Annotated in this window: 27 protein-coding genes; 18 read left to right on the forward strand and 9 right to left on the reverse strand. The window is 71.1% G+C overall.

Annotation, left to right across the window (positions count from 1 at the left end; translation table 11 throughout):
* Positions 1-64: 64 nt before the first annotated feature.
* Complete coding sequence (locus tag LXT12_RS20090; RefSeq protein WP_233394078.1) at positions 65-2,050, forward strand: OPT family oligopeptide transporter; 1,986 nt, start codon at positions 65-67, stop codon at positions 2,048-2,050.
* A gap of 3 nt (positions 2,051-2,053) precedes the next feature.
* On the opposite strand, the gene LXT12_RS20095 is transcribed toward LXT12_RS20090, so the two are convergent.
* A complete protein-coding gene (locus LXT12_RS20095; protein WP_233394079.1) occupies positions 2,054-2,731 on the reverse strand; it encodes a Bax inhibitor-1/YccA family protein in 678 nt (225 codons plus the stop codon).
* A 103-nt stretch (positions 2,732-2,834) separates the two neighbouring features.
* Between LXT12_RS20095 and LXT12_RS20100 the strand changes: the two genes are divergently transcribed.
* Complete coding sequence (locus LXT12_RS20100; RefSeq protein ID WP_233394080.1) at positions 2,835-3,731, forward strand: LysR family transcriptional regulator; 897 nt, start codon at positions 2,835-2,837, stop codon at positions 3,729-3,731.
* 5 nt (positions 3,732-3,736) lie between these two features.
* On the opposite strand, the gene LXT12_RS26955 is transcribed toward LXT12_RS20100, so the two are convergent.
* Positions 3,737-5,302 (reverse strand): methyl-accepting chemotaxis protein, encoded by a 1,566-nt coding sequence (locus LXT12_RS26955; RefSeq protein WP_304622776.1) that lies wholly within the window; start codon positions 5,300-5,302, stop codon positions 3,737-3,739.
* Positions 5,303-5,414: 112 nt separating this feature from the next.
* Between LXT12_RS26955 and LXT12_RS20115 the strand changes: the two genes are divergently transcribed.
* Genes LXT12_RS20115 through aceK form a run of 4 tightly spaced genes read left to right on the forward strand, consistent with a single transcriptional unit; the run spans position 5,415 to position 9,987 of the window.
* Positions 5,415-6,593, forward strand: coding sequence for an isovaleryl-CoA dehydrogenase (locus tag LXT12_RS20115; RefSeq protein WP_233394081.1), 1,179 nt, complete (start codon positions 5,415-5,417; stop codon positions 6,591-6,593).
* The gene (locus LXT12_RS20120; protein WP_233394082.1) at positions 6,593-7,531 is read left to right on the forward strand and encodes a pyridoxal-phosphate dependent enzyme; all 939 of its coding nucleotides are present in this window, start codon (positions 6,593-6,595) and stop codon (positions 7,529-7,531) included. Before LXT12_RS20115 ends, LXT12_RS20120 begins: the two co-directional genes overlap by 1 nt.
* A complete protein-coding gene (gene can / locus LXT12_RS20125) occupies positions 7,528-8,205 on the forward strand; it encodes a carbonate dehydratase (RefSeq protein WP_233394083.1) in 678 nt (225 codons plus the stop codon). The genes LXT12_RS20120 and can overlap by 4 nt, the downstream gene beginning before the upstream one ends.
* A 24-nt stretch (positions 8,206-8,229) precedes the next feature.
* Positions 8,230-9,987, forward strand: a complete 1,758-nt coding sequence (gene aceK / locus LXT12_RS20130) for a bifunctional isocitrate dehydrogenase kinase/phosphatase (protein ID WP_233394084.1) — start codon at positions 8,230-8,232, stop codon at positions 9,985-9,987.
* 50 nt (positions 9,988-10,037) lie between these two features.
* Here aceK and LXT12_RS20135 read toward each other — a convergent pair whose 3' ends face one another.
* Positions 10,038-10,406, reverse strand: coding sequence for a VOC family protein (locus LXT12_RS20135; RefSeq protein WP_233394085.1), 369 nt, complete (start codon positions 10,404-10,406; stop codon positions 10,038-10,040).
* Positions 10,407-10,513: 107 nt separating this feature from the next.
* Here LXT12_RS20135 and LXT12_RS20140 point away from each other — a divergent pair, with 107 nt between their 5' ends.
* Positions 10,514-10,756: a DUF3297 family protein gene (locus tag LXT12_RS20140; protein ID WP_233394086.1), complete on the forward strand. Its 243-nt coding sequence runs from the start codon at positions 10,514-10,516 to the stop codon at positions 10,754-10,756.
* A gap of 12 nt (positions 10,757-10,768) precedes the next feature.
* On the opposite strand, the gene LXT12_RS20145 is transcribed toward LXT12_RS20140, so the two are convergent.
* On the reverse strand, positions 10,769-12,121 hold the full coding sequence (locus tag LXT12_RS20145; protein ID WP_233394087.1) for a cytochrome P450: 1,353 nt from the start codon (positions 12,119-12,121) through the stop codon (positions 10,769-10,771).
* 58 nt (positions 12,122-12,179) lie between these two features.
* Between LXT12_RS20145 and LXT12_RS20150 the strand changes: the two genes are divergently transcribed.
* From LXT12_RS20150 to LXT12_RS20180, 7 genes are all read left to right on the forward strand, one after another.
* Positions 12,180-13,031, forward strand: coding sequence for an AraC family transcriptional regulator (locus tag LXT12_RS20150; protein ID WP_233394088.1), 852 nt, complete (start codon positions 12,180-12,182; stop codon positions 13,029-13,031).
* Positions 13,032-13,090: 59 nt separating this feature from the next.
* A complete protein-coding gene (locus tag LXT12_RS20155) occupies positions 13,091-14,269 on the forward strand; it encodes an acetyl-CoA C-acyltransferase (RefSeq protein ID WP_233394089.1) in 1,179 nt (392 codons plus the stop codon).
* Positions 14,269-14,898 (forward strand): LysE family translocator, encoded by a 630-nt coding sequence (locus LXT12_RS20160; protein WP_233394090.1) that lies wholly within the window; start codon positions 14,269-14,271, stop codon positions 14,896-14,898. The genes LXT12_RS20155 and LXT12_RS20160 overlap by 1 nt, the downstream gene beginning before the upstream one ends.
* Positions 14,895-15,560 carry an SDR family oxidoreductase gene (locus LXT12_RS20165; RefSeq protein ID WP_233394091.1) on the forward strand — a complete coding sequence of 222 codons (666 nt, stop codon included), beginning with the start codon at positions 14,895-14,897 and terminating at the stop codon, positions 15,558-15,560. The genes LXT12_RS20160 and LXT12_RS20165 overlap by 4 nt, the downstream gene beginning before the upstream one ends.
* A gap of 97 nt (positions 15,561-15,657) precedes the next feature.
* Entirely contained in the window at positions 15,658-16,131 is a 474-nt protein-coding gene (locus LXT12_RS20170; RefSeq protein WP_233394092.1) for a MaoC family dehydratase, read from the forward strand.
* A 63-nt stretch (positions 16,132-16,194) separates the two neighbouring features.
* A complete protein-coding gene (locus LXT12_RS20175; protein ID WP_233394093.1) occupies positions 16,195-17,328 on the forward strand; it encodes an acyl-CoA dehydrogenase family protein in 1,134 nt (377 codons plus the stop codon).
* 142 nt (positions 17,329-17,470) lie between these two features.
* A complete protein-coding gene (locus LXT12_RS20180) occupies positions 17,471-18,553 on the forward strand; it encodes a methyl-accepting chemotaxis protein (RefSeq protein WP_233394094.1) in 1,083 nt (360 codons plus the stop codon).
* Positions 18,554-18,573: 20 nt separating this feature from the next.
* On the opposite strand, the gene LXT12_RS20185 is transcribed toward LXT12_RS20180, so the two are convergent.
* Positions 18,574-19,494 carry a lactate/malate family dehydrogenase gene (locus tag LXT12_RS20185; RefSeq protein ID WP_233394095.1) on the reverse strand — a complete coding sequence of 307 codons (921 nt, stop codon included), beginning with the start codon at positions 19,492-19,494 and terminating at the stop codon, positions 18,574-18,576.
* A gap of 131 nt (positions 19,495-19,625) precedes the next feature.
* Between LXT12_RS20185 and LXT12_RS20190 the strand changes: the two genes are divergently transcribed.
* From LXT12_RS20190 to LXT12_RS20205, 4 genes are all read left to right on the forward strand, one after another.
* Positions 19,626-20,555 carry an ABC transporter ATP-binding protein gene (locus LXT12_RS20190; protein WP_233394096.1) on the forward strand — a complete coding sequence of 310 codons (930 nt, stop codon included), beginning with the start codon at positions 19,626-19,628 and terminating at the stop codon, positions 20,553-20,555.
* Between the two features lie 14 nt (positions 20,556-20,569).
* The gene (locus tag LXT12_RS20195; RefSeq protein WP_233394097.1) at positions 20,570-21,862 is read left to right on the forward strand and encodes an ABC transporter permease; all 1,293 of its coding nucleotides are present in this window, start codon (positions 20,570-20,572) and stop codon (positions 21,860-21,862) included.
* Positions 21,863-21,976: 114 nt separating this feature from the next.
* Entirely contained in the window at positions 21,977-22,741 is a 765-nt protein-coding gene (locus LXT12_RS20200; RefSeq protein WP_233394098.1) for a hypothetical protein, read from the forward strand.
* Positions 22,742-22,868: 127 nt separating this feature from the next.
* Positions 22,869-23,477 (forward strand): RES family NAD+ phosphorylase, encoded by a 609-nt coding sequence (locus LXT12_RS20205; RefSeq protein ID WP_233394099.1) that lies wholly within the window; start codon positions 22,869-22,871, stop codon positions 23,475-23,477.
* Between the two features lie 12 nt (positions 23,478-23,489).
* Here LXT12_RS20205 and LXT12_RS20210 read toward each other — a convergent pair whose 3' ends face one another.
* The 4 genes from LXT12_RS20210 to lepB are packed head-to-tail and all read right to left on the reverse strand — an operon-like array spanning position 23,490 to position 26,641.
* Positions 23,490-24,863 (reverse strand): sensor histidine kinase, encoded by a 1,374-nt coding sequence (locus LXT12_RS20210; RefSeq protein ID WP_233394100.1) that lies wholly within the window; start codon positions 24,861-24,863, stop codon positions 23,490-23,492.
* A gap of 8 nt (positions 24,864-24,871) precedes the next feature.
* On the reverse strand, positions 24,872-25,534 hold the full coding sequence (locus tag LXT12_RS20215; protein WP_233394101.1) for a response regulator transcription factor: 663 nt from the start codon (positions 25,532-25,534) through the stop codon (positions 24,872-24,874).
* Positions 25,531-25,896 (reverse strand): PepSY domain-containing protein, encoded by a 366-nt coding sequence (locus LXT12_RS20220; RefSeq protein WP_233394102.1) that lies wholly within the window; start codon positions 25,894-25,896, stop codon positions 25,531-25,533. Before LXT12_RS20220 ends, LXT12_RS20215 begins: the two co-directional genes overlap by 4 nt.
* 58 nt (positions 25,897-25,954) lie before the next feature.
* Entirely contained in the window at positions 25,955-26,641 is a 687-nt protein-coding gene (gene lepB, locus LXT12_RS20225) for a signal peptidase I (protein ID WP_233394103.1), read from the reverse strand.
* Positions 26,642-26,726: the final 85 nt, after the last annotated feature.

Genomic DNA, 26,726 nt, shown 5'->3' on the forward strand with positions numbered 1-26,726 from the left:
GGCCGAGGGCGGTGCCAACGCGATGATGCGCACCTCGCCACACCCGGCCCTGACGCAACGACGCATGAGCACCTCATCGCCCACCACGCCCGACCTGGGCACCGAACTGACGCTGCGCGGCATCATCCTCGGCATCGTCATCACCCTGGTCTTCACGGCCGCCAACGTCTACTTCGGCCTCAAGGCCGGCCTGACCTTCGCGACCTCCATCCCGGCCGCCGTCATCGCCATGGCCCTGCTGCGTCGCGCGGCGGGCAACTCCATCGGCGAGACCAACATCGTGCAGACCATCGCCTCGTCAGCGGGCACGCTGTCGTCCATCATCTTCGTGCTGCCCGGCCTGGTGATGATCGGCTGGTGGACGGGCTTCCCGTACTGGATGTCGATGACGCTGTGCGCACTGGGCGGCGTCCTGGGGGTCATGTATTCCATCCCGCTGCGTCGGGCGCTGGTGACCAACTCACCGCTGCCTTATCCCGAGGGCGTGGCCTGCGCCGAGGTGCTCAAGGTCGGCCATGCGGCGGACAGCGGCGAAGCCAACCGCCAGGGCCTGGCGGCCATCGTCGCCGGCGCCGTGGTGTCGGCGGGCTTCAGCATCGTCGTCGCCACGCAGCTGTTCGCGGCCAATCTGGCCCAGTACTTCCGCCTGCCGGGCGGCGAGAAGAGCGGCAATGGACCGGCCACAGGCTATGACCTGAATTTCAGCTTTGCGCTGCTGGCCGTCGGCCACCTCGTCGGCCTGTGGGTGGGCATCGCCATCCTCGTGGGTGCCTGCATCGCCTGGCTGGGCGGCGTGCCGATGCTGACGTCCGGTGTGGACGGTGCGGCCGAGGCCGTGGCCCTGTTCGCCTGGAGCAAGAAGGTGCGCTTCATCGGCGCCGGCTGCATCGCCGTGGCCGCCATCTGGACGCTGCTCAAGCTGGCCAAGCCCGTGGTCGCCGGCCTGCACTCGGCCGCCATGTCGGCCCGCGTGCGCAAGGCCGGCCGCGGCGACACCCTGCCGCGCACGGAGCGCGACATCCCCATCGGCACGGTGGGCCTGATCACCTTGGCCTGCATGCTGCCCATCGGCTACATGCTCTCGCGCTTCGCCGGCTCGGCGGGCCTCGGCGACCAGCTCGGCCTGCTCGTGGTCGGCGGCGTGGTCTACGTCGTGCTGATGAGCTTCTTCGTCGCCGCGGTCTGCGGCTACATGGCCGGTCTGATCGGGTCGTCCAACAGCCCGTTGTCGGGCGTGGGCATCCTCGTGGTGATCGGCGTGTCGCTGCTGCTGGCGGCCGTCGTCAAGCCGCTGCTGCCACCGTCCACCGGCCAGGCGCTGGTGGCCTTCGCCCTCTTCGTGACGGCCGTCGTCTTCGCCGTGGCCACCATCTCCAACGACAACCTGCAGGACCTCAAGACCGGCCAGCTCGTCGACGCCACGCCCTGGCGCCAGCAGGTGGCGCTCATCATCGGCGTGCTGGCCGGCGCCGTCGTCATTCCGCCGGTGCTGGACCTGTTGAACCAGGCTTATGGCTTTGCCGGTGCACCGGGTGCCGACGCCAAGAAGGCCTTGGCGGCACCCCAGGCCGCGCTGATCTCGGCCCTGGCCAAGGGCGTCATCCAGGGCGACCTCAACTGGAACCTGATCGGCATGGGCGCCCTCATCGGCGGCGTCTGCATCGCCGTCGACGAGGCCCTGAAGCGCGCCTCGGGCGGCAAGGCCCATCTCGCGCCGCTGGCCGTGGGCCTGGGCATCTACCTGCCGATGAACAGCACGCTGATGATCGTCGTCGGTGCGGTGGCCGGCTGGTGGTTCGAGAAGCGCGCTTCCACCAAGCGCGACCCCGAGGCCACCAAGCAGCTCGGCGTGCTGATGGCCTCGGGGCTGATCGTGGGCGAGAGCCTGCTGGGCGTCATCCTGGCGGCCGTCGTCGTGTTCTCCGGCAACGGCGCGCCGCTGGCCCTGGTCGGCGAGAGCTTCTTCACCGCCAGCCAGGTGCTGGGCCTGCTGGCCTTCGCCGGGATCGGCGTCGGCCTCTACGCCTGGCTGCTCAGGAAGCAGGCTTGAGCCTCACTCGTCCGAGCCAATCACGCCGAACAGCTGCAGCAGGCTCGTGAAAAGGTTGAAGATCGACACGAACAGGCTGACGGTGGCGAGCACGTAGTTGGTTTCGCCGCCGTTCACGATCTGCTGGGTCTCGTACAGGATGAGGCCGGCCGACAGCAGGGCCACCATGGCGGAGACCGTCAGCGCCAGGGCCGGGATCTGGAAGAAGATCGCGGCGAGGCCGGCCAACAGGGCCACGACCATGCCGGCGAACAGGAAGCCGCCCATCCACGAGAGGTCGCGCTTGGTCGTCGTCGCGTAGGCCGACAGGGCCAGGAAGACGGCGCCGGTGGCGCCCAGGGCCAGCATGACGGCCTGGCCGCCGGCGGGCAGGGCCAGGGTGCGGGTCAGCAGCGGGCCCAGGGTCCAGCCCATGAAGCCCGTCAGCGCGAAGACGAGGCCGACGGCGGCGCCGCGGTTCTGCAGCTTGTGGATGCCGAACAGCAGGCCGAAGTAGATGACGAGCGTCAGGATGAGGCCGGGCGCGGGCAGGGCGAAGGCCACGGCGGCGCCGGCGACGGCGGCGCTGAACAGCAGCGTCATCGACAGCAGGGCATAGGTGTTGCGCAGCACGCGGTGGGCGGTGCCGCGGTCGAGCACGGTGCCGTAGGGCACGGCGATGGCATGGGGGCGGGTTTGCATGGCAGACCTCCTGTGGGAAGAAACGCCGCCAGGGTAGGCCAGCAAAGATTTCTGAAAAAGCAGAGAATGACGAAGCATTGCTTCGAGATAACTTGTTAGATCGATGAGCCTGAGCTACAGCTACCGACACCTCTACTACTTCTGGGCCGTGGCCAAGGAGGGGGGGCTGACACGCGCGGCGGAGAAGCTCGGGCTGTCGGTGCAGACCGTCTCGGCCCAGGTGCGCGAGCTGGAGCAGGCCCTGGGCGCAGCGCTGCTCAAGCCCGCCGGCCGGGGCCTGGCGCTGACCGAGGCCGGCCGCGCGGCGCTGGACGTGGCCGACCAGATCTTCTCCCTCGGCGAGACCCTGCCCGAACGCGTCCGTGAAGCGGTGGACGTGCCCACCGTGCGCCTGGCCGTGGGCATCTCCGACGGCCTGCCCAAGCTCGTGGCCCAGCGGCTGCTCGCGCCCATCCTGGACACGCCGCAGCTGCGCCTGCTCTGCCACGAGGATGAGTTCGACGACCTGCTCGGCGACCTCGCTCTGCACCGCCTCGACGTCGTGCTGGCCGACCGGCCGGCGCCGGCCAACCCCAATCTCCGGGTCTACAGCCATTCGCTGGGCAGTTCGCCCATCGCCTGGTATGCCCACCCCCGCTGGGCCGAGGCGGCGGCGCGCGACTTCCCGCGCTCGCTGGCCGACGTGCCGCTGCTGCTGCCCACGGCCCATGCCGCCCTGCGGCCCCGGCTGGACCAATGGTTCACCGGCCTGGGCCTGCGGGTGCGAGTGACCGGCGAGTTCGAGGACAGCGCGCTGCTCGCCACCTTCGGCAGCGAGGGCCTGGGCGTGTTCCCGGCGGCCCTGGCGGTGGATGACGCGCTGACGGCCCGTTACGGCCTCGTCAACGTGGGGCTTGCCGAGGGCCTGGCCGAGCAGTTCTATGCCGTCGGCACCGACAAGAAGATCACCCACCCGCTGGTGCGCCGGCTGCTGCCGCAGCCGGGCGAGGGCGGCGGCTGACGGCCTCAGCCCAGGCGGAAGGCCGAGACGGCTTCGGCGAGCTTGTGTGCCTGCTCGCGCATGGACTGCGCGGCGGCGGCCGATTCCTCCACCAGCGCGGCGTTCTGCTGGGTCATCTGGTCGAGCTGGGTGACGGCCTGGTTGACCTGCTGGATGCCGTCGCGCTGCTCGCCGCTGGCGGCCGCGATCTCGCCGATCAGGTCGGAGACACGGCTGACGCTGGCGACGATGTCCTGCATCGCCTGGCCGGTCTGGGTGACGAGATGGGAGCCCTGCTCGACGGAGTCGACCGAGGCCCCGATCAAGGCCTTGATTTCCTTGGCCGCCTCGGCCGAGCGCTGGGCGAGGGAGCGCACCTCGCCGGCCACGACGGCGAAGCCGCGGCCCTGCTCGCCCGCCCTTGCCGCCTCGACCGCGGCATTGAGCGCCAGGATGTTGGTCTGGAAGGCGATGCCGTCGATGACGCCGATGATGTCGGAGATCTTGCGCGAGCTTTCGGTGATGCCCTGCATGCTGTCGGTCACCTGGGCCACCACCGCGCCGCCGCGCTGGGCCGCGGTCGCCGCCGAGGCGGCGAGCTGGTTGGCCTGGCGGGCGGTGTCGGCGCTCTGGCCGACGGCGCCGCTCATCTCCTCCATGGAGCTGGCGGTCTGCTGCAGGTTGGAGGCGGCCTGCTCGGTGCGCGAGGAGAGGTCCTGGTTGCCCTGGGCGATCTCGCCGGCCGCCGTCGAGATGGACTCGACCGAGGCGCGCACCTGGCCGATGGTGTCGCGCAGCGAGTCGACCATGGCCTGCATCTGGCCCATCAGGCTTTGCGCGGGCGCCGAGGACAGGCGGCGGCTCAGGTCGCCGCGGGCCACGTCCTGCATCGCCGCGATCACGTCGGCGGGGTCGCCGCCGAGCTGGCCCAGCACGCTGCGCGCGATGGCCACGCCCATCAGCACCATGGCCAGCAGCACCGCGGCGCCGATGCCGATCTGCTCGAGGGCGGCCCGCCACACCAGAGCCCGCACGTCGTCGAGGTAGAGGCCCGAGCCGACCATCCAGTTCCACCCGGGAATCTCCACGACATATTGCAGCTTGGCCACCGGCTCGGTGCCGCCGGGACGTGGGAAATTGGAGTCGGCGAAGGCCTTGCCCTTGCCGCTGCTGCGCAGGCTGGCGGCCATGTCCTGGATGGTCTTGCGGCCGTTGCCGTCGATGATCTTGTCCACCATGTTCTTGCCGGCCCATTCCGGCTTCATGGGGTGCATGACGCTCACGCCGTCCAGCGTCCAGGCATAGAAGTATTCGGTCTTGCCGTCGGCGCCGCCGTAGCGCGCCGTGCGCACGGCCTCGCGTGCCGCGGCCTGGGCCGCCTCCTCGCTCAGCTGGCCGCTGGCGGCCCGCTGCTGCAACTGCAGGACCTGCGTGGCCACGGACTGGACGGCCGTCTGCAGCACCTCGCGGCGGTTGTCCATGATGTCCTGATAGGCCTGCAGCGTGTTGATGGCTACGAGCAGGACGATGCCTGCGACGGCGGTGCCCAGCATCAGGCCGACGCGGCGCCGGAAGCTCATCTGGTTCAGCATGTTGTCCCCTTCTCCGGGCGGCTCGTTGCTACAGTTGACGTTTACGTCAACCAAAATGCCCGACGGTTCGGTTGTAACCGCGCCGTAACCGGGTGGGAAGGAGATATTCCGCATGAATCTGCCCGGCCTCAACTTCCAGCTCGGTGAGGACATCGATGCCTTGCGCGACGCGGTGCGCGCCTTCGCCGACGAAGAAATTGCCCCTCGTGCGGCGGAGATCGACCGCAGCGACCAATTCCCCATGGACCTGTGGCGCAAGATGGGCGAGCTGGGGGTGCTGGGCATCACCGTGCCCGAGCAGTACGGCGGCGCCGACATGGGCTATCTCGCCCACATGATCGCCATGGAGGAGATCAGCCGTGCCAGCGCCTCGGTGGGCCTGTCCTACGGAGCCCACTCCAACCTGTGCGTCAACCAGATCAAGCGCAACGGCAACGAGGCCCAGCGCAGCAAGTACCTGCCCAAGTTGATCAGCGGCGAGCACGTCGGCGCGCTGGCGATGAGCGAGCCCGGCGCGGGCTCCGACGTCATCAGCATGAAGCTGCGTGCCGAGGACAAGGGCGGTTACTACCTGCTCAACGGCAGCAAGATGTGGATCACCAACGGGCCGGATGCCAACACGCTGGTGGTCTACGCCAAGACCGAGCCCGAGCTCGGCGCCCGCGGCGTGACGGCCTTCCTGATCGAGAAGGGCATGAAGGGCTTTTCCATCGCCCAGAAGCTCGACAAGCTCGGCATGCGCGGCTCGCATACGGGCGAGCTGGTGTTCCGGGACGTGGAGGTGCCGGCCGAGAACGTGCTGGGCGCGGTGAACGGCGGCGCCAAGGTGCTGATGTCGGGCCTGGACTACGAGCGCGCGGTGCTGACCGGCGGCCCCCTCGGCATCATGCAAAGCGTGATGGACAACATCGTCCCCTACATCCACGACCGCAAGCAGTTCGGCCAGAGCATCGGCGAGTTCCAGCTCATCCAGGGCAAGGTGGCCGACATGTACACCGTGCTGCAGGCGGCGCGCTCGTTTGCCTACACGGTCGCGAAGAACCTCGACATGCTGGGCAGCGAGCACGTGCGCCAGGTGCGCAAGGACTGCGCCTCCGTCATCCTCTGGACGGCCGAGAAGGCCACGTGGATGGCCGGCGAGGGCATCCAGATCTTCGGCGGCAACGGCTACATCAACGAGTACCCGCTGGGCCGCCTCTGGCGTGACGCGAAGCTCTACGAAATCGGCGCGGGCACGAGCGAGATCCGCCGCATGCTCATCGGCCGCGAGCTGTTCGCCGAGACCCTGTGATGACCAACGTGAGCGTGAAGGCCCTGCACCAGAACACCCCGCTGCTGCGCGCGGCGCCCGGCCTCTTCGACCACCCCGAGGTCTGGTTCAAGATGGATGCCCTGCAGCCCAGCGGCAGCTTCAAGCTGCGCGGCGTGGGCCGGCTGGTGCAGCAGTCGGCGGCCGATGGCGCGAAGGCCATCGTCTGCGCGTCCGGCGGCAATGCCGGCTTCGCGGCCACGCACGCGGCCGTGGCCCTGGGATTGCCGGTGGCCATCGTGCTGCCGTTGACGAGCAGCGCGGCGGTGGCGGAGCGGCTGGCCGCCTGCGGCGCCGAGGTGCTGCGCCACGGCGCCGTCTGGGACGAGGCCCATGCATTCGCCGTCCGCCTGGCCGCCGAGCGCGGCGCGGCCTATGTGCACCCCTTCGACCACCCGCTGCTCTGGGCCGGCCACTCCACGCTGGTGGACGAGGTCGTCGACGCCGGCATCGGCTTCGACGCCGTCGTCACGGCGGTGGGTGGCGGCGGGCTCTTCTGCGGCATCGTCGAGGGCCTGCGTCGCCATGGCCTCGGCCAGGTTCCGGTGATCGCGGTCGAAACCGAAGGCGCGGCCAGCCTGCATGCCGCCCTCGCCGCGGGCGAACCGGTCAGCCTGCCGGCCATCACCTCCATCGCCACCTCGCTGGGCGCGCGCCGCGTCGCGAACGAGGCCTTCGAGCGGGCCCGCTCGCACCCCACCCTGGCCGTGCAGGTCAGCGATGCCGAGGCGACCGCCGCCTGCCTGCGGTTCGCGCAGGCGCACCGCGTGCTGGTGGAGCCGGCCTGCGGCGCGGCGCTGGCGGCGGTGGACCGCCATGCCCGCGGTTTCAGGCGGGTTCTCGTCGAGGTCTGTGGCGGCATGGGCGTGTCGCTGGAACTGCTCCGTTCCTGGACGGAGCCCGCGACAATCAAGGCATGACCACGATGAACGACGACAAGCTCCGGGACCTGCTCGACAACAACCAGCGCTGGGCCGCCGACACCGAGGCGCGCGAGCCCGGTTTCTTCTCGCGCCTGCTCAAGCAGCAGACGCCGCAATACCTCTGGATAGGCTGCGCCGACAGCCGCGTGCCCGCCAACGAACTCGTCGGCCTGCTGCCCGGCGAACTCTTCGTGCACCGCAACGTCGCCAACGTCGTCGTGCACTCCGACCTGAACTGCCTCTCGGTCATGCAGTTCGCGGTGGACCACCTCAAGGTGCGCCACATCATCGTCGTCGGCCACAGCAACTGCGGCGGCGTGAGGGCCGCGCTCTACGACATGCGCGTGGGCCTGGTGGAGAACTGGATCCGCCACGTGCAGGACGTGCGCCACGTGCACAGCGAATGGCTGGCCGGCGTGCCGGAGCCGCGGCGCGTCGACGCGCTGTGCGAGCTCAACGTGCTGGAGCAGGCCCGCAACGCCTGCCACACGACCGTGGTGCAGGATGCCTGGTCGCGCGGCCAGGAGGTCGTCGTGCACGGCTGGGTCTACGGCCTGCACAACGGCCTGCTCGAGGACCTGCACATCACGGCCGCCGGCAGCGACGAGGTGGAAGGCGCCTATCGCCGCGCCTTGGCGGGCGTCAAGGCCCGCTACGCGACGGGCGGCTGAAGCGGCGCCGTTAGAGTCGGGAGGATGTTCCCGACCCGGCTCACGGACACGCGCGCCTTCGACATCGCCCAGGCCCTGCTGGGCGGCTTCGACCGCCACTACCGCCTCTTCCGCGCCGTCTCGGCCGAGGCCAAGGCCCGCTTCGAGCGCGGCGACTGGCCCGGCCAGCAGCGGGCGCAGGCCCTGCGCATCGAGTTCTACGACGCCCGCGTGGCCGAGGCCAGCGCCCTGCTGGAACGAAGCTTCGCCGCGTCGTCGCTGCCGATGGAGGTCTGGCAGCAGGTCAAGCTGCACTACATCGGTCTGCTGACCGACCACCACCAGCCCGAGCTGGCCGAGACCTTCTTCAACTCGGTGTGCACGCGCATCCTGCACCACGCCTACTTCCACAACGAGTTCATCTTCGTGCGGCCGGCCATCTCGACGGAATACATCGAGAACGACGAGCCCGCCGCCCTGCCGACCTACCGCGCCTACTACCCGACGCCGGCCACGCTGCGCGAGACCCTGGCGCGCGTCATCACCAACTTCCAGCTCGAGGGCGAGTTCGCCCACCTGGAGTGGGACGTGGAGCAGATCCTCGCCGCCGTGCAGCGCCAGCTCGGCGAGTTCCGCTGGCGCGCCAATTTCCAGCTGCAGGTGCTGTCCAGTCTCTTCTACCGGAACAAGGGCGCCTACGTCGTCGGCAAGATCATCAACGGCTTCTCCGAGACGCCCTTCGCCCTGCCCATCCTGCGGCGCGAGGTCGACGGCCGCTTCTTCGTCGACGCGGCGCTCTTCGGCGAGGACGACCTGCTCATCCTCTTCAGCTTCGCGCGGGCCTATTTCCTCGTCGACATGGAAGTGCCCAGCGCCTACGTGCAGTTCCTGCGCTCCATGATGCCGCGCAAGCCGCGCTCGGAGATCTACGCCGCCCTGGGCCTGCAGAAGCAGGGCAAGAACCTCTTCTACCGCGACTTTCTCTACCACCTCAGGCACAGCAGCGACCGCTTCCGCATCGCACCCGGCATCAAGGGCATGGTGATGCTCGTGTTCGACCTGCCGAGCTGGCCCTTCGTCTTCAAGGTCATCAAGGACTTCTACCCGCCGCAGAAGGACACCAGCCGCGAGCAGATCCAGGGCAAGTACCTGCTCGTCAAGAGCCACGACCGCGTCGGCCGCATGGCCGACACGCTGGAGTACACGCGCGTGGCCTTCCCGCGCCACCGCTTCGAGGAGGAACTGGTGCAGGAGCTCAAGCACTACTGCCCCAGCCTCATCGAGGAAAGCGGCGACGACCTCGTCATCCGCCACCTCTACATCGAGCGCCGCATGGTGCCGCTCAACATCTACCTGCAGGAGGCCACGCCCGAGCAGATCGAGCGCGCCGTCATCGAGTACGGCAACGCCATCAAGGACCTCGTCGCGGCCAACATCTTCCCGGGCGACATGCTGTGGAAGAACTTCGGCGTGACCCGCCACGGCAAGGTCGTGTTCTACGACTACGACGAGATCGAATACCTCACCGACTGCAACTTCCGCCGCGTGCCGGCGCCGCGCAACGAGGAGGAGGAGATGAGCGGCGAGGTCTGGTGGCCGGTCGCGCCGCGCGACGTCTTCCCCGAGACCTTCGGGCCCTTCCTGCTCGGCGACCCGCGGGTGCGCGAGTGCTTCATGCGCCACCACGCCGACCTGCTCGATGCGGGCTTCTGGCAGGCCCACAAGGAACGCATCCTCGCGGGCCACGTGCACGACGTCTTCCCCTACGACGTCTCGCGGCGCTTCGCGCCGCCCCCGGTTTAGGAGAAGGCAGGCGAGGCCGCCGCGGCTGTGCTTGCTGTGTATGGAACCGGTCAGCCCTGCGCCGGCCGGAAGACGCGGATGCGGTGGCCGTCCGGATCGGCCGTCACGGCCGTGTAGCCGAAGTCCATGGCGGTGGCCGGCTGCAGCACCGGCCAGCCCGAGGCCTTCCAGGCGGCGACGGCCGCGTGGACCTCGTCGTCGCTGCCCACCGTGACGCCGATCTCGGCGCCACCGCCGCGCAAGCCGCTCGCCGGCTGCACGTCATGCGCGGCCCAAAGGCCGAGCATGGTCTTGTCGTTGAGCATGAACATCGCGAAGTTGGGGCTCTGCTCGACGGGCTCGCGGCCCAGCAGCGAACGATAGAAGAGCACGCTCTCGGCGGGGCTGTGGACGTAGAGGATGAGGCAGTCGGGTTTCATGGCGGTGCTCCGGTGTGTGGATGCCGTGCATGCTCGGCGGCTGAGCTGTCAAGGCCTGTCAGCAGGCCACAATGCCGCCTCGATCCGATCCTGACCCTGACTCCACCATGAGTGACACCCGCCCCGAGCTGCCCGACCACCTCAGCGTCGACCCGCGCAGCCCCCACCACGTCGCCGCCGTGTTCGAGCACGACATCGGCATCCGCTTCAACGGCAAGGAGCGCCACGACGTCGAGGAATACTGCATCAGCGAAGGCTGGATCAAGGTGCCGGCCGGCAAGACGCTGGACCGCAAGGGCCGGCCGCTGACCATCAAGCTCAAGGGGCAGGTCGAGGCCTTCTATCGTTGACCTGTCTGCCGCTCAGCGGCGAGGCGCCAGTTTCAGCGTCAGCCCGCCTTCCGGCCGCAAGGTGACGGCCATGCGGGGCCTGGGCGCCGCTGGCCCGACCGGACTCAGCTCGAAGCGCTGCAGCACCAGGGCGGCGATCAACGTCATCTCCAGCATCGCGAAATGCTGGCCCAGGCAGACCCGCGGCCCCAGGCCGAAGGGGATGTAGGCCCCGCGGGGGATGTCGTCGGGCGCCTCCGGCAGGAAGCGCTCGGGGCGGAAGCCATCGGGCTCGCGCGGCCACCAGCGCGGGTCGCGGTGCAGCAGCCAGGGCGTCACGCGCACGAGGGTGCGCGCCGGCAGCCGCACGCCGCCGAGCGTGACCTCGCGCGTCAGCCGCCGCGTCAGCATGGCCGCCACCGGCGGGTACAGGCGCATGGCCTCCTTCAGCGTGGCGCCGAGGAAGGGCAGGGCGCCGGCATCGTCGGCCGACGGCACCCGCCCGGCCAGCAGCGTGTCGACCTCGGCCCGCGCCCGCGCCTGGGCCTCGGGGTGGGCCGCCATCAGCCAGCTCCACCACAGCAGCGCCGTCGCGCTGGTCTCATGGCCGGCCTGGAAGCTCACCATGCACTGGTCGTAGACCTCCTGTGGCGACAGGGCCTCGCCCGTGGCCTCGTCGCGCAGGCCCATCAGCATGCCGAGCAGGTCGGCGCGCGGCTCGGCGCTGCCCCGGCGGGCGGCGATGTGGCCACGCAGCAGTCCATGCATCAGCCGGTTCGCGCGGCGCTTGGCCGCCTTGCCGGGCAGGGGCAGCCAGTCGGGCAGGGTGACGGGCCAGAACATCTCCGCCAGCGCGGTTTCGCTGAGCACCTGCACCGCCTCGGCCGCCGCCGCCGTGTCGGCCCCGATGGGGCGGCTGAACAGCGTGCGGGAGATGACGTCCATGGTCAGGTGGCTGAAGAGTCCGTCCATCGCCACCTCGCCGGCCGCGACGCCGGCCAGGCCCGCCACGGCGGCCTCGGTCATCAGGGCCGCATAGCCGGCCACGCGCCGCGGCGTGAAGGCCTGCATCAGCATGCGGCGCTGGCGCTGCCAGGTGGCGCCCTCGGTCACAAGCACGGACTGGCCCATCAGCTCGGCGAACACCTCCGGCCCGCGCTCCCAGCGGACCAGCGCGTCGGCATGCTCCACCATCACCTCGCGGACGAGTTCGGGGTCGAAGACGTCGACGGCGCGCTCGCCGAGGACGCGCTGGGCCACGAAGTCGCCCAGCGGGCGCTGGGCGGCGATGACGGCGAGGTAGTCGCGCCGCATCGCGGCGAGCACGGGCAGGCCCCACCAGCGGACGGGGTGGGCGGGAAGGTCGTCGAGGGTCAGCGTGGTCATGCCGCCATGCTGCGCGCCCGGGGCCCGGCCGGTCTTGAACGAATGCGACACTGGCCGCATGCTGGACGACCCGCGCACCGCCCTCTGGCTGCCGCCGCTGGCCCTGGCCGGCTGCGTGCGTGCCGCCATGCTGCGCGACACCCGTGGCCGCGGCCTGGATGCCGCACAGCGGGAGAACTACTTCCCCGCCACGCCGCTGGTCAGCCTCGTCTGGTGGCACGAGGGCGGCAGCGAATGGCTGGCCACGCCCGGCTTCTCGGTGCCGCCGGCCGTTCAGCTTCAGGCGCCCATCGTGGTCGGTGGGCCCTTCACCTTGCCCAGCCACACCCGCAACCCGGGCGACATCCACGCCTTCAAGCTGCTGCTGCTGGCTGACGCCTTCGTCGCCCTGACCGGCGTGGCGGTGGACCGGCTGGTCAACCGGACCGTCGACGCCCGCGAGCTGCTGCCGCCCGACTGGCTCGACTGGGCGCAGGCCATGGCCGCCGTGCCCGACGACGCCGCGCGCCTGGCGCTGCTGGAGGCCTTCCTGCTGCCGCGCTGGCAGGCCCTGGGCGACCAGCGCCCGGGGCAGCGCTACGCCGCCTGGACCGAGGCCCTGGCCCTGCGCGCGGCCACCAGCGCGGCCGGCCGCAGTCTGCGGCAGCTGGAGCGTCGCATCAAGGCCTGGGCCGGCCTGCCGATGCGCGAGCTGCGCGCGGTGTCGCGGGCCGAGCGGGCCTTCTACGCCGTGGCCGCCGCCGAGGGCGGGCCCGTCAACTGGGCCGACATCGCCGCCGAGTCGGACTACGCCGACCAGCCCCACCTCTGCCGCGAGACCCGGCGCCTGACCGGTTTCAGCCCCGGGGAGCTGCGCCGCCGCATCGCCGCCGAGGAATCCTTCTGGGCTTATCGGCTTTGGCGCGATTGACGTGCACGTCAACCAAAAGTCGCACAATGCAGTCCATCCGTTCATCTGAGGAGACCGTCATGTCCGATCCCATCGTCATCGTTTCCGCCGCCCGCACGCCCATCGGCGGCCTGCTGGGCGATTTCTCCAGCCTGGCCGGCTGGGAACTGGGGGCCGTCGCCATCAAGGCGGCCGTCGAGCGCGCCGGCGTGCCGGGCGACGCGGTCGACGAGGTGCTGATGGGCAACTGCCTGATGGCCGGCCAGGGCCAGGCGCCCGCCCGCCAGGCCCTGCGCAAGGCCGGCCTGCCCGACTCGGCCGGCGCCGTCACGCTGAGCAAGATGTGCGGCTCCGGCATGCGCACCATGATGTTCGCCCACGACATGCTCACCGCCGGCAGCGCCGAGGTGATGGTGGCCGGCGGCATGGAGAGCATGACCAACGCGCCCCACCTGATGTTCGCCCGCAAGGGCATCAAGTACGGCGCCAGCGCCGTCTACGACCACATGGCCCTGGACGGCCTGGAGGACGCCTACGAGCGCGGCAAGGCCATGGGCGTCTTCGCCGAGCAGTGCGTGAGCAAGTACGCCTTCAGCCGCGAGGCCATGGACCAGTACGCCATCACCTCCACCCAGCGCGCCAAGGCCGCCAACGAGAGCGGCGCCTTCGACTGGGAGATGGCCCCGGTCACGCTGAGCGGCCCCAAGGGCGACACCGTCATCAAGTTCGACGAGCAGCCCTTCAAGGCCAAGCTCGACAAGATCCCGACGCTCAAGCCCGCCTTCAAGAAGGACGGCGCCATCACCGCCGCCACGTCGTCGAGCATCTCCGACGGCGCCGCCGCCCTGGTGCTGATGCGCGAGAGCACGGCCAAGGCGCGCGGCCTCATGCCCATCGCCCGCATCGTCAGCCACGCCGTGCACGCCCAGGCGCCGGACTGGTTCACCACCGCCCCGGTCGGCGCCATCCAGAAGGCCCTGGCCAAGGCCGGCTGGCAGGCGGGGCAGGTGGACCTGTGGGAAGTGAACGAGGCCTTCGCCGCCGTCACCATGGCCGCCATGGCCGAGTTCAAGCTGCCGCACGAGATCGTCAACGTCAACGGCGGGGCGGTCGCCCTGGGCCACCCCATCGGCGCCAGCGGCGCCCGCATCGTGGTCACGCTGCTGGGCGCGCTCAAGGCCCGCGGCCTCAAGAAGGGCATGGCGGCGCTGTGCATCGGCGGCGGCGAGGCGACGGCGCTGGCAGTGGAAATGCTCTGATGCTCGGCACCCACGACCTCGCGCTGTTCGCCGCCACCGTTTTCGTGCTCAACGCCACGCCGGGGGTCGACATGGCCTACGCCGTGGCCAGCACGCTGCGCGGCGGCTGGCGCCAGGGCGTGGCGGCGGCCCTGGGCATCATGATGGGCTGCGTGCTGCACACGCTGGCGGCGGCCTTCGGCCTCGCGGCCCTGCTGGCGACGTCGGCCGAGGCCTTCGCCGTCGTCAAGTACGCAGGTGCCGCCTACCTGCTCTATGTGGCCTGGGGCATGGCCCGGGCGGGGCTGAGGTCGGCGGCGTCGGCGCCCGAGGTGGGAGCGCCGGCCTCGCTGTGGCGCACCGCCCGCCAGGGCTTCTTCACCAATGCCCTCAATCCCAAGGTGGCCCTGTTCTTCCTCGCCCTGCTGCCGCAGTTCATCGATGCCGACGCGCCGGACAAGACGGCGGCCTTCCTCTTCCTCGGCAGCTGGTTCATCGTGCAGGGCCTCGTCTTCCTGCTGCTGCTGGTGGCCCTGGTGGCGCCGCTGCGCCGCGCCCGGCCCCGGCCCTGGGTGGGCCGCGGCCTCAACCTGGGTGGCGCGGGCCTCTTCACCGTCCTGGCGGCCAGGCTCGCCTTGGCCAGGCCATGAAGGTGCTCATCGTCGGGGCGTCCCGCGGCCTGGGCCTGGAGTTCGTGCGCCAGTACCGGGCGGCGGGCGAGCGCGTCACCGCCACCGCGCGCGACGACGCCGGGCTGTCGCGCCTGGCGGCCTTGGGCGCCAAGCCGCTGCGCCTGGACGTGGCCGATGCGGCCGGTGCCGCCGGCCTGGCCTGGCAGATCGACGGCGAGCAGTTCGACGTGGTCGTCATCAATGCCGGCGTCTTCGGCCCGCGCGCGCCGGCCCTGCAGACGCCCTCGCAGGACGATTTCGACCTCGTCATGCGCACCAACGTCCTCGGGCCCATGCGCATCCTGCCGCAGGTGGCCGAGGCACTGGCGCCTGGGGCGCGGCTGGCCATCGTGTCCTCGCGCATGGGCTCCATCGGCCTGCGCACAGGCACCAGCGGCTGGCTCTACCGCGCCTCCAAGGCGGCGGTGAACTCGGTCATGAAGGACGCGGCCCTGGCGCTTGCCGGCAAGGCCACCGTGGTCAGCTTCCACCCCGGCTGGGTGCGCACCGACATGGGCGGCGCCGAGGCCGACATCGACGCGCCCACCAGCATCGCGGGCATGCGCACCGTGCTGGCCAGCGTCAAGCCCGCCGACAGCGGGTCCTTCTTCAACTACGACGGCCAGCGGCTGGCCTGGTAACGCCCGGTTTCAGCTGAAGGCCGTGTCCCTGTTTCCTGGGCCGTGGCGGGGTGGCGGCGTGCGCTAACGTTGGCGTCCCAGGGAAGACACGACAGACATGGACACACCGCTGGCCGAACCCGACCTCTCGACGGCGCTCATCCGCGTGGGGGAAACCTGCGAGCGCGTGGTGCGCTTCACCCGCGACGACATCGCCACCTTCGCCCGGCTCACGGGCGACACCAACCCCCTGCACCACGACGTGCAGGCCGCCCAGCGCGCGCGGCATGGCGAGATCATCGCCAGCGGCCAGCACACCACGGCGCTGATGATCGGCGTGGCGGCCAGCCACTTCTCACGCAGCGACGACGGCCGGGAGCGCGAGCTGCTCTGCCTGAACTTCAACTTCGCTTTCAAGGCGCCGGTGTTCGCCGAGCAGGAGCTGGTGCTGCACTGGCGCGTGGCGACGGTCGAATGGAACGCCGCCCTGGGCGGCTGGCTGGCCCACGTCGACGGCCGTGCCACGGTGCGGCATTCGCACCCCTGCGTCATCGGGCGCGGCACGCTGCTGGTCAAGGACGGCGCCGCCTGACGCCGGCCGGCGGCCCGGCCGCGCGGGACAATGGCTCACCGCAATCCGGAGGTTGAGCCGAACATGCTGCTACCCGAAGACCACCTCGCCGTACAGGACGCCATCCGCGCCTATGTGCAGGCCGAGATCGCCCCCCACGTCGCCGCCTGGGACAGGAACCACCACTTTCCGGCCGAACAGCTCAAGGGCCTGGCGGCGCTCGGTTGCTACGGCGTGGCCGTGCCCGCCGAATGGGACGGCGCCGGCCTGGACTACCTGGCCCTGTCCGTCATCCTGGAGGAGATCGCGGCCGGCGACGGCGGCACCAGCACGGTGGTGAGCGTCAACAACTGCCCCGTCTGCTCCATCCTGATGGCCTTCGGCAACGACGAGCAGAAGCAGCGCTTCCTCAAGCCCCTGGCGCGCGGCGACATGCTCGGCGCCTTCTGCCTGACCGAACCCCACGTCGGCTCCGAGGCCGGCGGCCTGCGCACGACGGCCGTGCGCGATGGCGACCACTACGTCCTCGACGGCGTCAAGCAGTTCATCACCAGCGGCAAGCATGGCGACGTCGCCATCGTCATGGCCGTGACGGACAAGAGCGCCGGCAAGAAAGGCATCAGCGCCTTCGTCGTGCCGACCGGCACGCCGGGCTACACGGTCGCCCGCGTGGAGGAGAAGATGGGCCAGCACAGCAGCGACACGGCGCAGATCGTCTTCGAGAACTGCCGCGTGCCGGCCGCCAACCGCCTCGGCGAGGAAGGGCAGGGCCTCAAGATCGCGCTGTCGGGCCTGGAGGGCGGGCGCATCGGCATTGCCTCGCAGTCCGTCGGCATGGCGAGGGCCGCCTTCGAGGCGGCGCTGCGCTACAGCAAGGACCGCGTCACCTTCGGCCAGCCCATCTTCGAGCACCAGGCGGTGCAGTTCAAGCTGGCCGAGATGGCCACGCGCATCGAAGCGGCGCGCCAGCTCATCTGGCATGCGGCCAGCCTCAAGGACGCCGGCAAGCCCTGCCTGAAGGAGGCCGCCATGGCCAAGCTCTTCGCCAGCGAGATGGCCGAGAAGGTGTGCTCCGAGGCCATCCAGATCCACGGCGGCTACGGCTATCTCGCTGACTTCCCGGTCGAGCGCATCTACCGGGACGTGCGCGTGACCCAGATCTACGAGGGCACGAGCGAGGTGCAGAAGATCCTGATCGGGCGGGCGCTGGCCGGCTGAGGGCTGGTCGGCGCCGCCATGAAGGAATGACGCGAAATGCCGAAGATTCGTCGGAGGGCCTGCAAGGCGTGAAACCTCCACGCGCCTGAAGGGGGCCTCTGGGCTAGATTGGCCGGCTGCCCTCAAACCAAGGAGACCGCCGATGTTCGCCAACCTGTCCATCGCCCAGCGACTGGCCCTCTACCTCGGCCTGTCCGTCGCCCTGCAGCTCTACGTCATCGGCGGCGTGCTCTACGGCATGCCGGCGGGTTGGCTGATCGGCGGCAGCCTGCTGCTGGGCAGCGCCATCGCCTTCGTCTACCTCGACGGCGCCAAGAGCGTGGGCGTCTTCCTGCGCGACCTGCTCAGCGGCGCGCATCGCATGAGCGCGGGCGACCTGCGCGAGGACATCGTGCTGCGCGGCAATTCCAGTGCCCGCGAAGGCATGTCGGCCCTGGTGCGGCTGCAGGACACCCTGCGCAGCATGATGGGCACGCTGCGCGACGGCGCCGAGCAGGTCAACACGGCCGCCAGCGAGATCGCCGCGGGCAACCTCGACCTCTCCCAGCGCACCGAGCGCGGCAGCGCCGACCTCCAGCAGGCCGCCAGCTCCATGCGCCAGATGACCGAGGCCGCCCGCCACAGCAGCGAAGCCATGGGCGAGGCCAGCGCCCTGGCCGAGACGACCCGACAGCACGCCCGCCACAGCGGCGAGGTGGTGTTGAACGCCGTGACGGCCATGAACGGCGTCAGCCAGAGCAGCCGCAAGATCGCCGACATCATCGGCGTCATCGACGGCATCGCCTTCCAGACCAACATCCTGGCGCTGAACGCCGCCGTCGAAGCGGCGCGGGCCGGCGAGCAGGGCCGCGGTTTCGCCGTCGTGGCCGGCGAGGTTCGCCAGCTCGCCCAGCGCAGCGCCGAGGCGGCCAAGGAGATCAAGTCGCTGATCGGCGCCAGCGTGGAACAGGTCGACGCCGGCTCGCGCCTGGTCAACGAGGCCGGCACGCAGATGCAGGAGGTGGTTTCCAGCGTCGAGCGCGTGGCCGCCCTCATCAAGGACGCCACCGAGCTGGCCCGCACCCAGAGTGCCGGCCTTCGCGAGATCGCCGATTCGGTGGACCGGCTCGACCAGTCCATGCAGCAGAACGCCGCTCTCGTGGAAGAAGGCGCCGCGGCGGCCGAGAGCCTGAAGGCCCAGTCCCACCGGCTCAACGAGCTGGTCGGGCGCTTCCGCACCCGCTGATCAGGGCCTGTTCACTGGCCCTAGCCGGCCAGCGATCGGAAGGCCTGGTCCAGCACCGTGGCCGACGCCGCCAGCGCCTGGCGCTCGGCCTCGTCCATGGCCGGCTCGGTCACCTGGACCGCGCCGTTCGCACCCACCAGGGCGGGCAGGGACAGGGCCACGCCGCGCAACCCGCCGGGCAGGTCCTGCACGCGGCTGACCGGCAGCAGCCGCCGCTCGTCGCGCACGATGCAGCCGATCAGCTCGGCCGTGACCAGGCCGATGGCATGGTTGGTGGCGCCCTTGCGGCGGATCACCTCGTAGGCCGCGCGGCGCACCTGCTGGGCCAGCAGCGCCTCATCCTCGGCGCGCCAGCCGGCCCAGTCGCGCAGGGCCAGGCCGCCGACGCGCGCGCCCGACCACAGCATCACCGACGAGTCGCCGTGCTCGCCGATCACCTGGGCATGCACGGACAGCGGCGACAGGCCCAGCCGTCCGGCGAGGCGCTCGCGCAGCCGCGCGGTGTCCAGCAGGGTGCCGGTGCCGATGACGCGCTCCGGCGGCAGGCCGCTGGCCGCGGCGACGACGCGCGTCAGCACGTCCACCGGGTTGGTCACGACGAGGACGATGCCGCCGAAGCCGGCGAGCGCCCGGCCGATGCCGGCGGCGATGCGGGCGTTGTCGCGCAGCAGGTCCAGGCGGCTTTCGTCGGGCCGGCCGTTGCGCCCGGCCGCGAGCACGACGATGTCGGCCTCGCGCAGCTGCTCCAGGGCCACGGCGCGAACGTCGCAGTGCGGGTAGAAGGCGGCGCCGTCGGCCAGGTCCAGGGCCTCGCCCTCGGCCACTGCGCCGCGCTGGTCATGCAGCCACAGCTCGCCGGCATGGCCGGACACCAGGGTTGAAAACGCCACGCTGGTGCCCACCCAGCCGGTGCCGATGATGCCGATGCGTGCTGCTGCCATGCGCGCAGTATGGCCCGTTCGCCGCGGGCGCCGTCGATTCGCGCCGCCGGCTTGCCGTCCGTCGCAAGGCGCGCCAGCCGGTCCCGCCCCGCCCCTAGCATGCGCTCCAGTTCCATCGAGGAGATGAAGGCATGAAGGACGAAGTGCTGGTGGCGCGCGGCCTGCGCAAGGCCTACGGGGCCAGGACGGCGGTGCACGAGGTCGACCTCGCGCTGCGCCCGGGCGAGGTGCTGGGGCTGCTGGGCCCCAACGGGGCCGGCAAGTCGACGACGGTGGGCATGATCTGCGGCCTGACCGTGCCCGACGCCGGCACGGTGACGCTCGGTGGCGGCGTCAGCCTGGCCAGCGACGAGGCCGGCTACAAGCGCCGCATCGGCCTCGTGCCCCAGGACATCGCCCTCTACGAGGAACTCCCCGCGCGCATGAACGTCGAACTCTTCGGCGCCCTCTACGGCATGGCGCCCGACCGGCTCAGGCGCCGCGCCGACGAGGTGCTCGCGATGGTGGGCCTGTCCGACCGCGCCCGCGACAAGCCCTCCACCTTCTCCGGCGGCATGAAGCGCCGCCTGAACATCGCCTGCGCCCTCATCCACGACCCCGAGGTCATCCTGCTCGACGAGCCCACGGCCGGCGTGGACCCGCAAAGCCGCAACGCCATTTTCGACAACCTCGAGGCCCTGAAAGCCGCCGGCAAGGCGCTGATCTACACCACCCATTACATGGAAGAGGCCGAGCGCCTGGCCGACCGCATCACCGTCATCGACCATGGCCGGGTCGTCGCCCAGGGCACGCAGGCCGAGCTGTTCGCGCTGCTGCCGGCGGCTCAGGTCCTGCACGTGGAAATCGCCGGCGAGCCTGACGATGCCTTGCTGGCGGGCCTGCCGGGCGTCAAGCGCGTCGGCCAGCGGCTGGAGGCCAGCGTCGGCGACGTCGGTCGCGACGCCGGCCCGCTGCTCGCCGCCCTGGCCGAGCGCGGCATCGCCGTGCGCGGCCTGTCGTCGGCCCGCGCCACGCTCGAAGACGTCTTCCTCCACCTCACCGGCCGCGCCCTGCGGGATTGAACCAAGGACCGTCCATGCAAGCCCTGCTCGCCCTCGTCCGTGCCGAGATCAAGCTGCACTTCTCCAACCGCCGCGCCGTGCTGATGAGCATCGTCGCGCCCATCCTCATCGCCGCCTTCTTCGGCAGCCTCTTCGGCGGCGGCAGCAAGATGGCCGGCATCCCCGTCGGGGTCGTCGACCTCGACCGCAGCCCGTTGTCGCAGCGGGTGGTCGCGGCCCTGCTGGCCGAGCCCTCGCTCAAGGCCGTCGCGGGCGAAGAGGCCGAGCTGCTGGGCCAGGTGCGCGCCGGCAAGCTGCGCGCCGTGGCCGTGCTGCCGGCCGGCCTCGGCCAGCAGGCCGGCCGCGCCCTCTTCGGGGCCGGCGCCAAGCCCGAGATCGCCCTGCACTACGACCCTTCCCAGGCCAGCGCCCTGGCGGTCGTGCGCGGGCTGCTGGCGCAGACGCTGATGCAGGAGGTCAGCCGCGCCAGCTTCAGCGGCGACAGCCCCGTGCTGGCTGGGCTCAGGCAGGACGTCGAGCAGGCCCGCGACCTCGATCCCGAACGCCGCGCCGAACTGATGCGGCTGTTCGACAGCGTCGGCGCCGTCCAGAAGCGCGAGGCGGCCCAGGCGGGCGCTGCCTCGGCGCCGCTGGCCGGCGGCCTGTCCATGCCCTACTCGACACGCGAGATCGAGGCCGTGCAGTCGGGTGCCAATGCCGCGCCGGTGGCCTACAACAGCTATGCCCATTCCTTTGCCGGCATGGGGGTGCAGTTCATCCTGATGGCCGGCGTGGACATGGCCCTGGGCCTGCTGCTGATGCGCCGCCTGGGGCTGTGGAAGCGGCTGCGCGCCGCGCCGCTGTCGCGCGCCCAGCTGCTGGGCAGCCGCATCCTGGCCAGCGCCCTCATCTCGATGATCGTCTTCGCCGTGCTCTACGCGGTCGCCATCGGCGGCTTCGGGGTGCGCGTGCTCGGCAGCCCGGCCGGCCTGCTGCTGGTGCTGGTGTGCTTCTCGCTGCTGACGGCCAGCTTCGGCCTGCTCGTCGCCGCCCTCGGCCGCACGCCCGAAGCGACGCGCGGCCTGGCCATCCTGGCCACGCTGCTGATGGTCATGCTGGGCGGAGCCTGGGTGCCGGCCTTCATCTTCCCGGAGTGGCTGCAGACGGCGTCGCTGGCCGTCCCCACGCGCTGGGCCGTGGATGCGCTGGACGCCATGACCTGGCGTGGCCAGCCTTTCTCCGCCGCCCTGCTGCCCAGCGCGGTGATGCTCGGCTTCAGCGCGGTGTTCGCCGCCGTGGCGATCTGGCGCTTCCGCTGGGAGGAGTGAGGGCGGCAGCCCCGCGGCGCCGGGCCGATTGGCGATATATGCGATAGGATAGTCTTGCATTCACGCCGCGTACTCCTACGTGTCATGTGGATGTCTGGATATTTGGGATAGCCTATGCCACGCCTTGAGCCCACGAAGACACGTCGCCGTCCGCGGCAGGCGACGGCATCGCCGCAGGTGCAGTCGCCCCCCCTTCGCGGCCGGGGGAAGCCGCCTGCCCTGGAGGGCGTCGGCCAGCGCCTGCACGACCTCAAGGCACTCCCAGCCACCGAGTCCCGCGAGCTCCTGAAGGCGCTCTACAAGTACGACGTCGCGCCGCATCGGCCTGCGGCCGTTCCGGAGGGACAGAAGGTCGTGGTCCACGTGGTGTTCGGGGCCTCGGGGAAGGTGTCGTATTCGACGCAGGTGACGTCCGGCCAGGTCGACCTGGCCCAGTCCCTTCTCGATGCCGCGCCGCTGAAGCCTGATGAACGGCTTCTGGAACTCAGGCGCACTCTCACCCAGCGAACGGTCGACAGCGTGCTCCAAGGGACGAGATGGCTCTCGCCATCCGAGCTCAACGAAGTCCGGCATGCCAAGACGACCAACCCCTCGCACACTGTCAAGCGGTGGATCGACTCCCAACGCATCTTCGCCCTGGAGCGCGGCGGCGCTCGGCTGATTCCCGCCTACGCCCTCGATGAACTCGGCGAACCCGTGCCCATCCTGCAGGAAGTCTTGAAGCTCATGGCCGGACGGTCACCTTTCCGCATCGCCGCCTGGTTCGAATCGCCCACCAGCTATCTGGAGGGGCAGAGGCCTCGTGATCTCCTCGCCACCGACGGCCTGGCCGTCGTCAAGGCGGCCGAGCAGAGCCTGCAGGGGCCTCTGCATGGCTAGGAAGAAGGCGGGCGCAGCGACACCACCGGCAGCGCCGGCGACGGCTCCTGGCGCGGCACCCCTGTCGCCGCCGACCGCGACGCCTGCGACGCTTTCCGGCGCCTCGAAGCGCCCCCCGGCGGCCCACGTGCCGACCGTCAGGGACCTCGTGCCTGCCGATTGGTATCGCGTGCACGAGTACGACGCTGCCACCGGGGCCTACGACTCCACGGCCTTCAACGGCAGCGGTCGAGGCAACGCCCGCTTCAGCCCGCTGGTGCGGCCCGATGGCAGCGTCATCCCCACCCTCTACGCGGCCCAGGCTCCGCGGACGGCCATCGCGGAAATCCTGTTCCACGACGCGCCCTATCCGTCGACGGGCTGGACCTTCGATTGGTCCTCCCACGACGACCCTTCGAAAAGCAGGACCCACATGAGCATCGTGTCGACCCCCCCGCTCAAGCTGGCGTCGCTGACGACCTTCGGCCTGCAGGCGGCGGGGCTCGAGGTCCACGACCTGCTGGCCGGCAACAGCGGCGTCTATCCGGTCACGCGGGAGTGGGCGTTGTGGTTCTACGAGCAGATGCCGGCCATCCAGGGGCTGTACTGGATGAGCCGACGCGACAACGAGCATGCCTGCATCATGTTGTTCGGTGATCGGGTCTCCGGCCTCAAGCGAAAGGGCCGGGAGCACATATCGGCCTATGAGGCCGACGTCCTGAATACTTTGGTGGCCATGAACGCCGGCATCACCTGACGCCGGGCCGCGTCAGGCCGACGGCAGCGTTAGCACCGCCAGCAGGCCGCCGATGGGGCTGCGGCTCAGTTCCAGGCTGCCGCCGTAGAGCCGCGCCAGCTCCTGCACGATGGCCAGGCCCAGGCCGCTGCCGGGCGTCGATTCGTCGAGCCGGCCGCCGCGGCGAAGGGCTTCCTCGATGCGTGCCTCGGGGATGCCCGGGCCGTCGTCGTCCAGGGTGATGCGCAGCCGCCGGCCGGCCAGCGTGCCGCTGAGCAGCACCTGGGTGCGCGCCGACCTGCAGGCGTTGTCCAGCAGGTTGCCCAGCATCTCCTGCAGGTCCTGCGTTTCGCCGGCGAAGGCCAGGCGCTCGTCCAGGTCGGTGACGATGGCCACGAGGCGCGCGGCATGGACCTTGCGCATCACCTTGACCAGGCCCTCGGCCACCGGCAGCACCGGCGTGCGCAGGCCGACCACGCCCAGGGCGGCGGCCGCGCGGGCGCGGGCGAGGTGCCAGTCGACGTGGCGGCGTGCCGTCAGCACCTGCTCGGCCACCAGCGCGGGCAGCTCGGCGCGGGCCGCCTCCGAGCCCTGCGCCTGGCCGGCGGCCTGGGACAGCACCGTCAGCGGCGTCTTGAGGGCGTGGGCCAGGTTGCCGGCCTGGGCGCGGGCGCGCTCCAGCACCTCGGCGTGGCGGTCGAGCACGCCGTTCAGGTCGTTCACCAGCGGCTGGATCTCGTCGGGGTAGCGGCCTTCCAGCCTTTGCGTGCGTCCCTCGCGCAGGGCCGACAGGGCCAGGCGCAGCCGGCCCAGCGGCGCCAGCCCGATCGTCACCTGCAGCAGCGCCGCGGCGGCCAGCAGCAGCAGCAGGGCCAGCAGCGACCAGGCCAGCACGCCGTCGAAATGGCGGCCGGCCTGCTCCAGCGGGCGCAGGTCGGCCGCCACCATCACTCGCCAGGGGGCCTGGGCGCCCTCGGCCCGCAGCGTGCGCTCGATCAGCAGCAGCGGCACCTGGCCGGGGCCGGGCAGTTCGTGCACGTGCAGCTCGCGGTCGGCCGGCATGTCGCGCGGCGCGGCGAGTTGCTCGTCCCAGAGCGAGCGCGACCGCAGCAGGGCGGGCTCGCCACCGGGGCCGGCGCCGTCGACCTGCCAGTACAGCCCCGAGCGCGGCCGGGTCCAGCGGGGGTCGGACAGCCGGGCGGGGTCCAGCGCCGGGCGCCCGTCGGCATCCGCCTCCAGCCGCGCCGTGACCTGGTCCAGCTCCACGCCGAGGCGGTCGATGAACTGCTGGCGCACGTGCTCCCGGAACAGGCCGGACAGCACGAAACCCGCCGCGACGAGCGCCAGGCCGGCCGTCGCCAGCGTGGCCAGCAGCAGCCTTTGCCTCAGGGAGCGCAGATAGGCCATGGACCGTTTCAGCCGCGGGCCGCGAGGCGGTAGCCCAGGCCGCGCACGGTCTCGATGAGGTCGGCGCCCAGCTTGCGCCGCAGCCGTGCGACGAAGACCTCCACGGTGTTGGAGTCGCGGTCGAAGTCCTGGGCGTAGAGATGCTCCACCAACTCGCTGCGCGACACCACCTGACCCGCCCGGTGCATCAGGTAGGCCAGCAGGCGGTACTCATGGGCGGTGAGGCTCACCGTCGCGCCGGCCTGGGTGACGGTGCCGTTGCGTGTGTCCAGCGTGATGTCGCCGTTGTTCAGCAGCGGCGAGGCCAGGCCGTGGGAGCGCCGCACGAGGGCGCGCAGCCGGGCCAGCAGCTCCTCGGTGTGGAAGGGCTTGGCGAGGTAGTCGTCGGCACCCGCGTCGATGCCGGCCACCTTCTCGTGCCAGCCGTCGCGGGCGGTGAGGATGAGGACGGGCGTCGTGCGTCCGGCGGCGCGCCAGCGCTGCAGCACGGTCAGGCCGTCCAGCACCGGCAGGCCGAGATCCAGCACGACGGCGTCGTAGGGCTCGGTCGCGCCGAGGTGGGCGGCCTGCCCGCCGTCTGCGGCCTCGTCGACGGCGTAGCCGGCCTGGGCCAGCACCGCCTTGAGCTGGCCACGCAGGGTGGGCTCGTCCTCCACCAGCAGCACCCTCATGGCCGGGGCTCCGCCGGCGATGCGGCCGGGGCCGGCCGGACCGGTTCAGGCCGTGTGCGGCTGCCGAGCACGGCGGCGGTGCGCGCGTCCACCTTGAGGCGGCGCAGGGTGCCGTCGGGCCGCAGCAGCTTGAGCTCGTAGACCCAGCGCCCGGCGTCCTGCTCCAGCTCCACCTCCAGCACCTCGCCGGGTTCGGTGCGGCGCAGCGCTTCCAGCACCTGGCGCAGCGGCAGCACCTCGCCGGCCTGGACGGCGGCGCGGGCGCGATCGTGGTCATGCCGGTCATCGGCCCGCAGCACCCCCGTCCCGGCGAACAGCAGGACTGCAGCGAAGCTCCATCGGCCGGGTCGTCGAGGCGTCATGCGGCAAGTGTGCGCCGCGGGAGCTGAACCTCAGATGAACGGCCGGGCCGCCGGCGGCTCAGCGGATGGCCGTGGCCCAGCGCCCGAAGCGGGGCGCCAGCCGCCAGCCGTCCTCGCCCAGCCAGTCGGCCGACACCAGCACGTGGTGGGCGCGGCCGATGAGCTTCTCGCGCGGCACGGTGCCGATGAAGCGCGAGTCCTCGCTGTTGTCGCGGTTGTCGCCGAGCAGGAAGTACTGTCCGGGCGGCACGGTGATCTCGGCGAAGTCCCGCCGGGCCGGCAGCCGGGGCAGGAACTGCACGGGATGCGATCGGCCGCCGAGGTCCTCGGTGGCGCGCACGGCGTCCACCACCCAGCCGGGCGCGACGGTCTCGCCCTGCGAGCGGCTGTCGCGGTAGGCCAGCGGCCGGCCGTTGAGGACCAGCACGTCGCCCTGCATGGCGATGCGGTCGCCCGGCAGGCCGACGATGCGCTTGATCAGCCGCGTGCCGCCGGCCGGCGAACTCAACGTCACCACGTCGCCGCGGCGGGGCTCGCCCAGGGGCATCAGCACCACGTCGGTCAGCGGCAGCTTGAGGTCGTAGGCCAGGCGGTTGACCAGCACGACGTCGCCCTCCAGCAGCGTCGGCCGCATGGAGCCGGAGGGGATGGGATTCCAGTCCGCGACCGCGGTGCGGAACACCAGGAAGCCGAGGAGGAAGAGGATGAAACCGCGGTTGTCGCGGAGGGCGCGTCGGAGGTCCATGGCGTCGATGTTGCCGGCGCCGCGCCCGCGGCGGCAGGGCGGCCGGGCGAACGGCAGTGCGGGCCGGCTGGATGGCGGCCGGGCC

The organism is Pelomonas caseinilytica (assembly GCF_021353235.1).
Lineage (GTDB): Bacteria > Pseudomonadota > Gammaproteobacteria > Burkholderiales > Burkholderiaceae_C > Pelomonas > Pelomonas caseinilytica.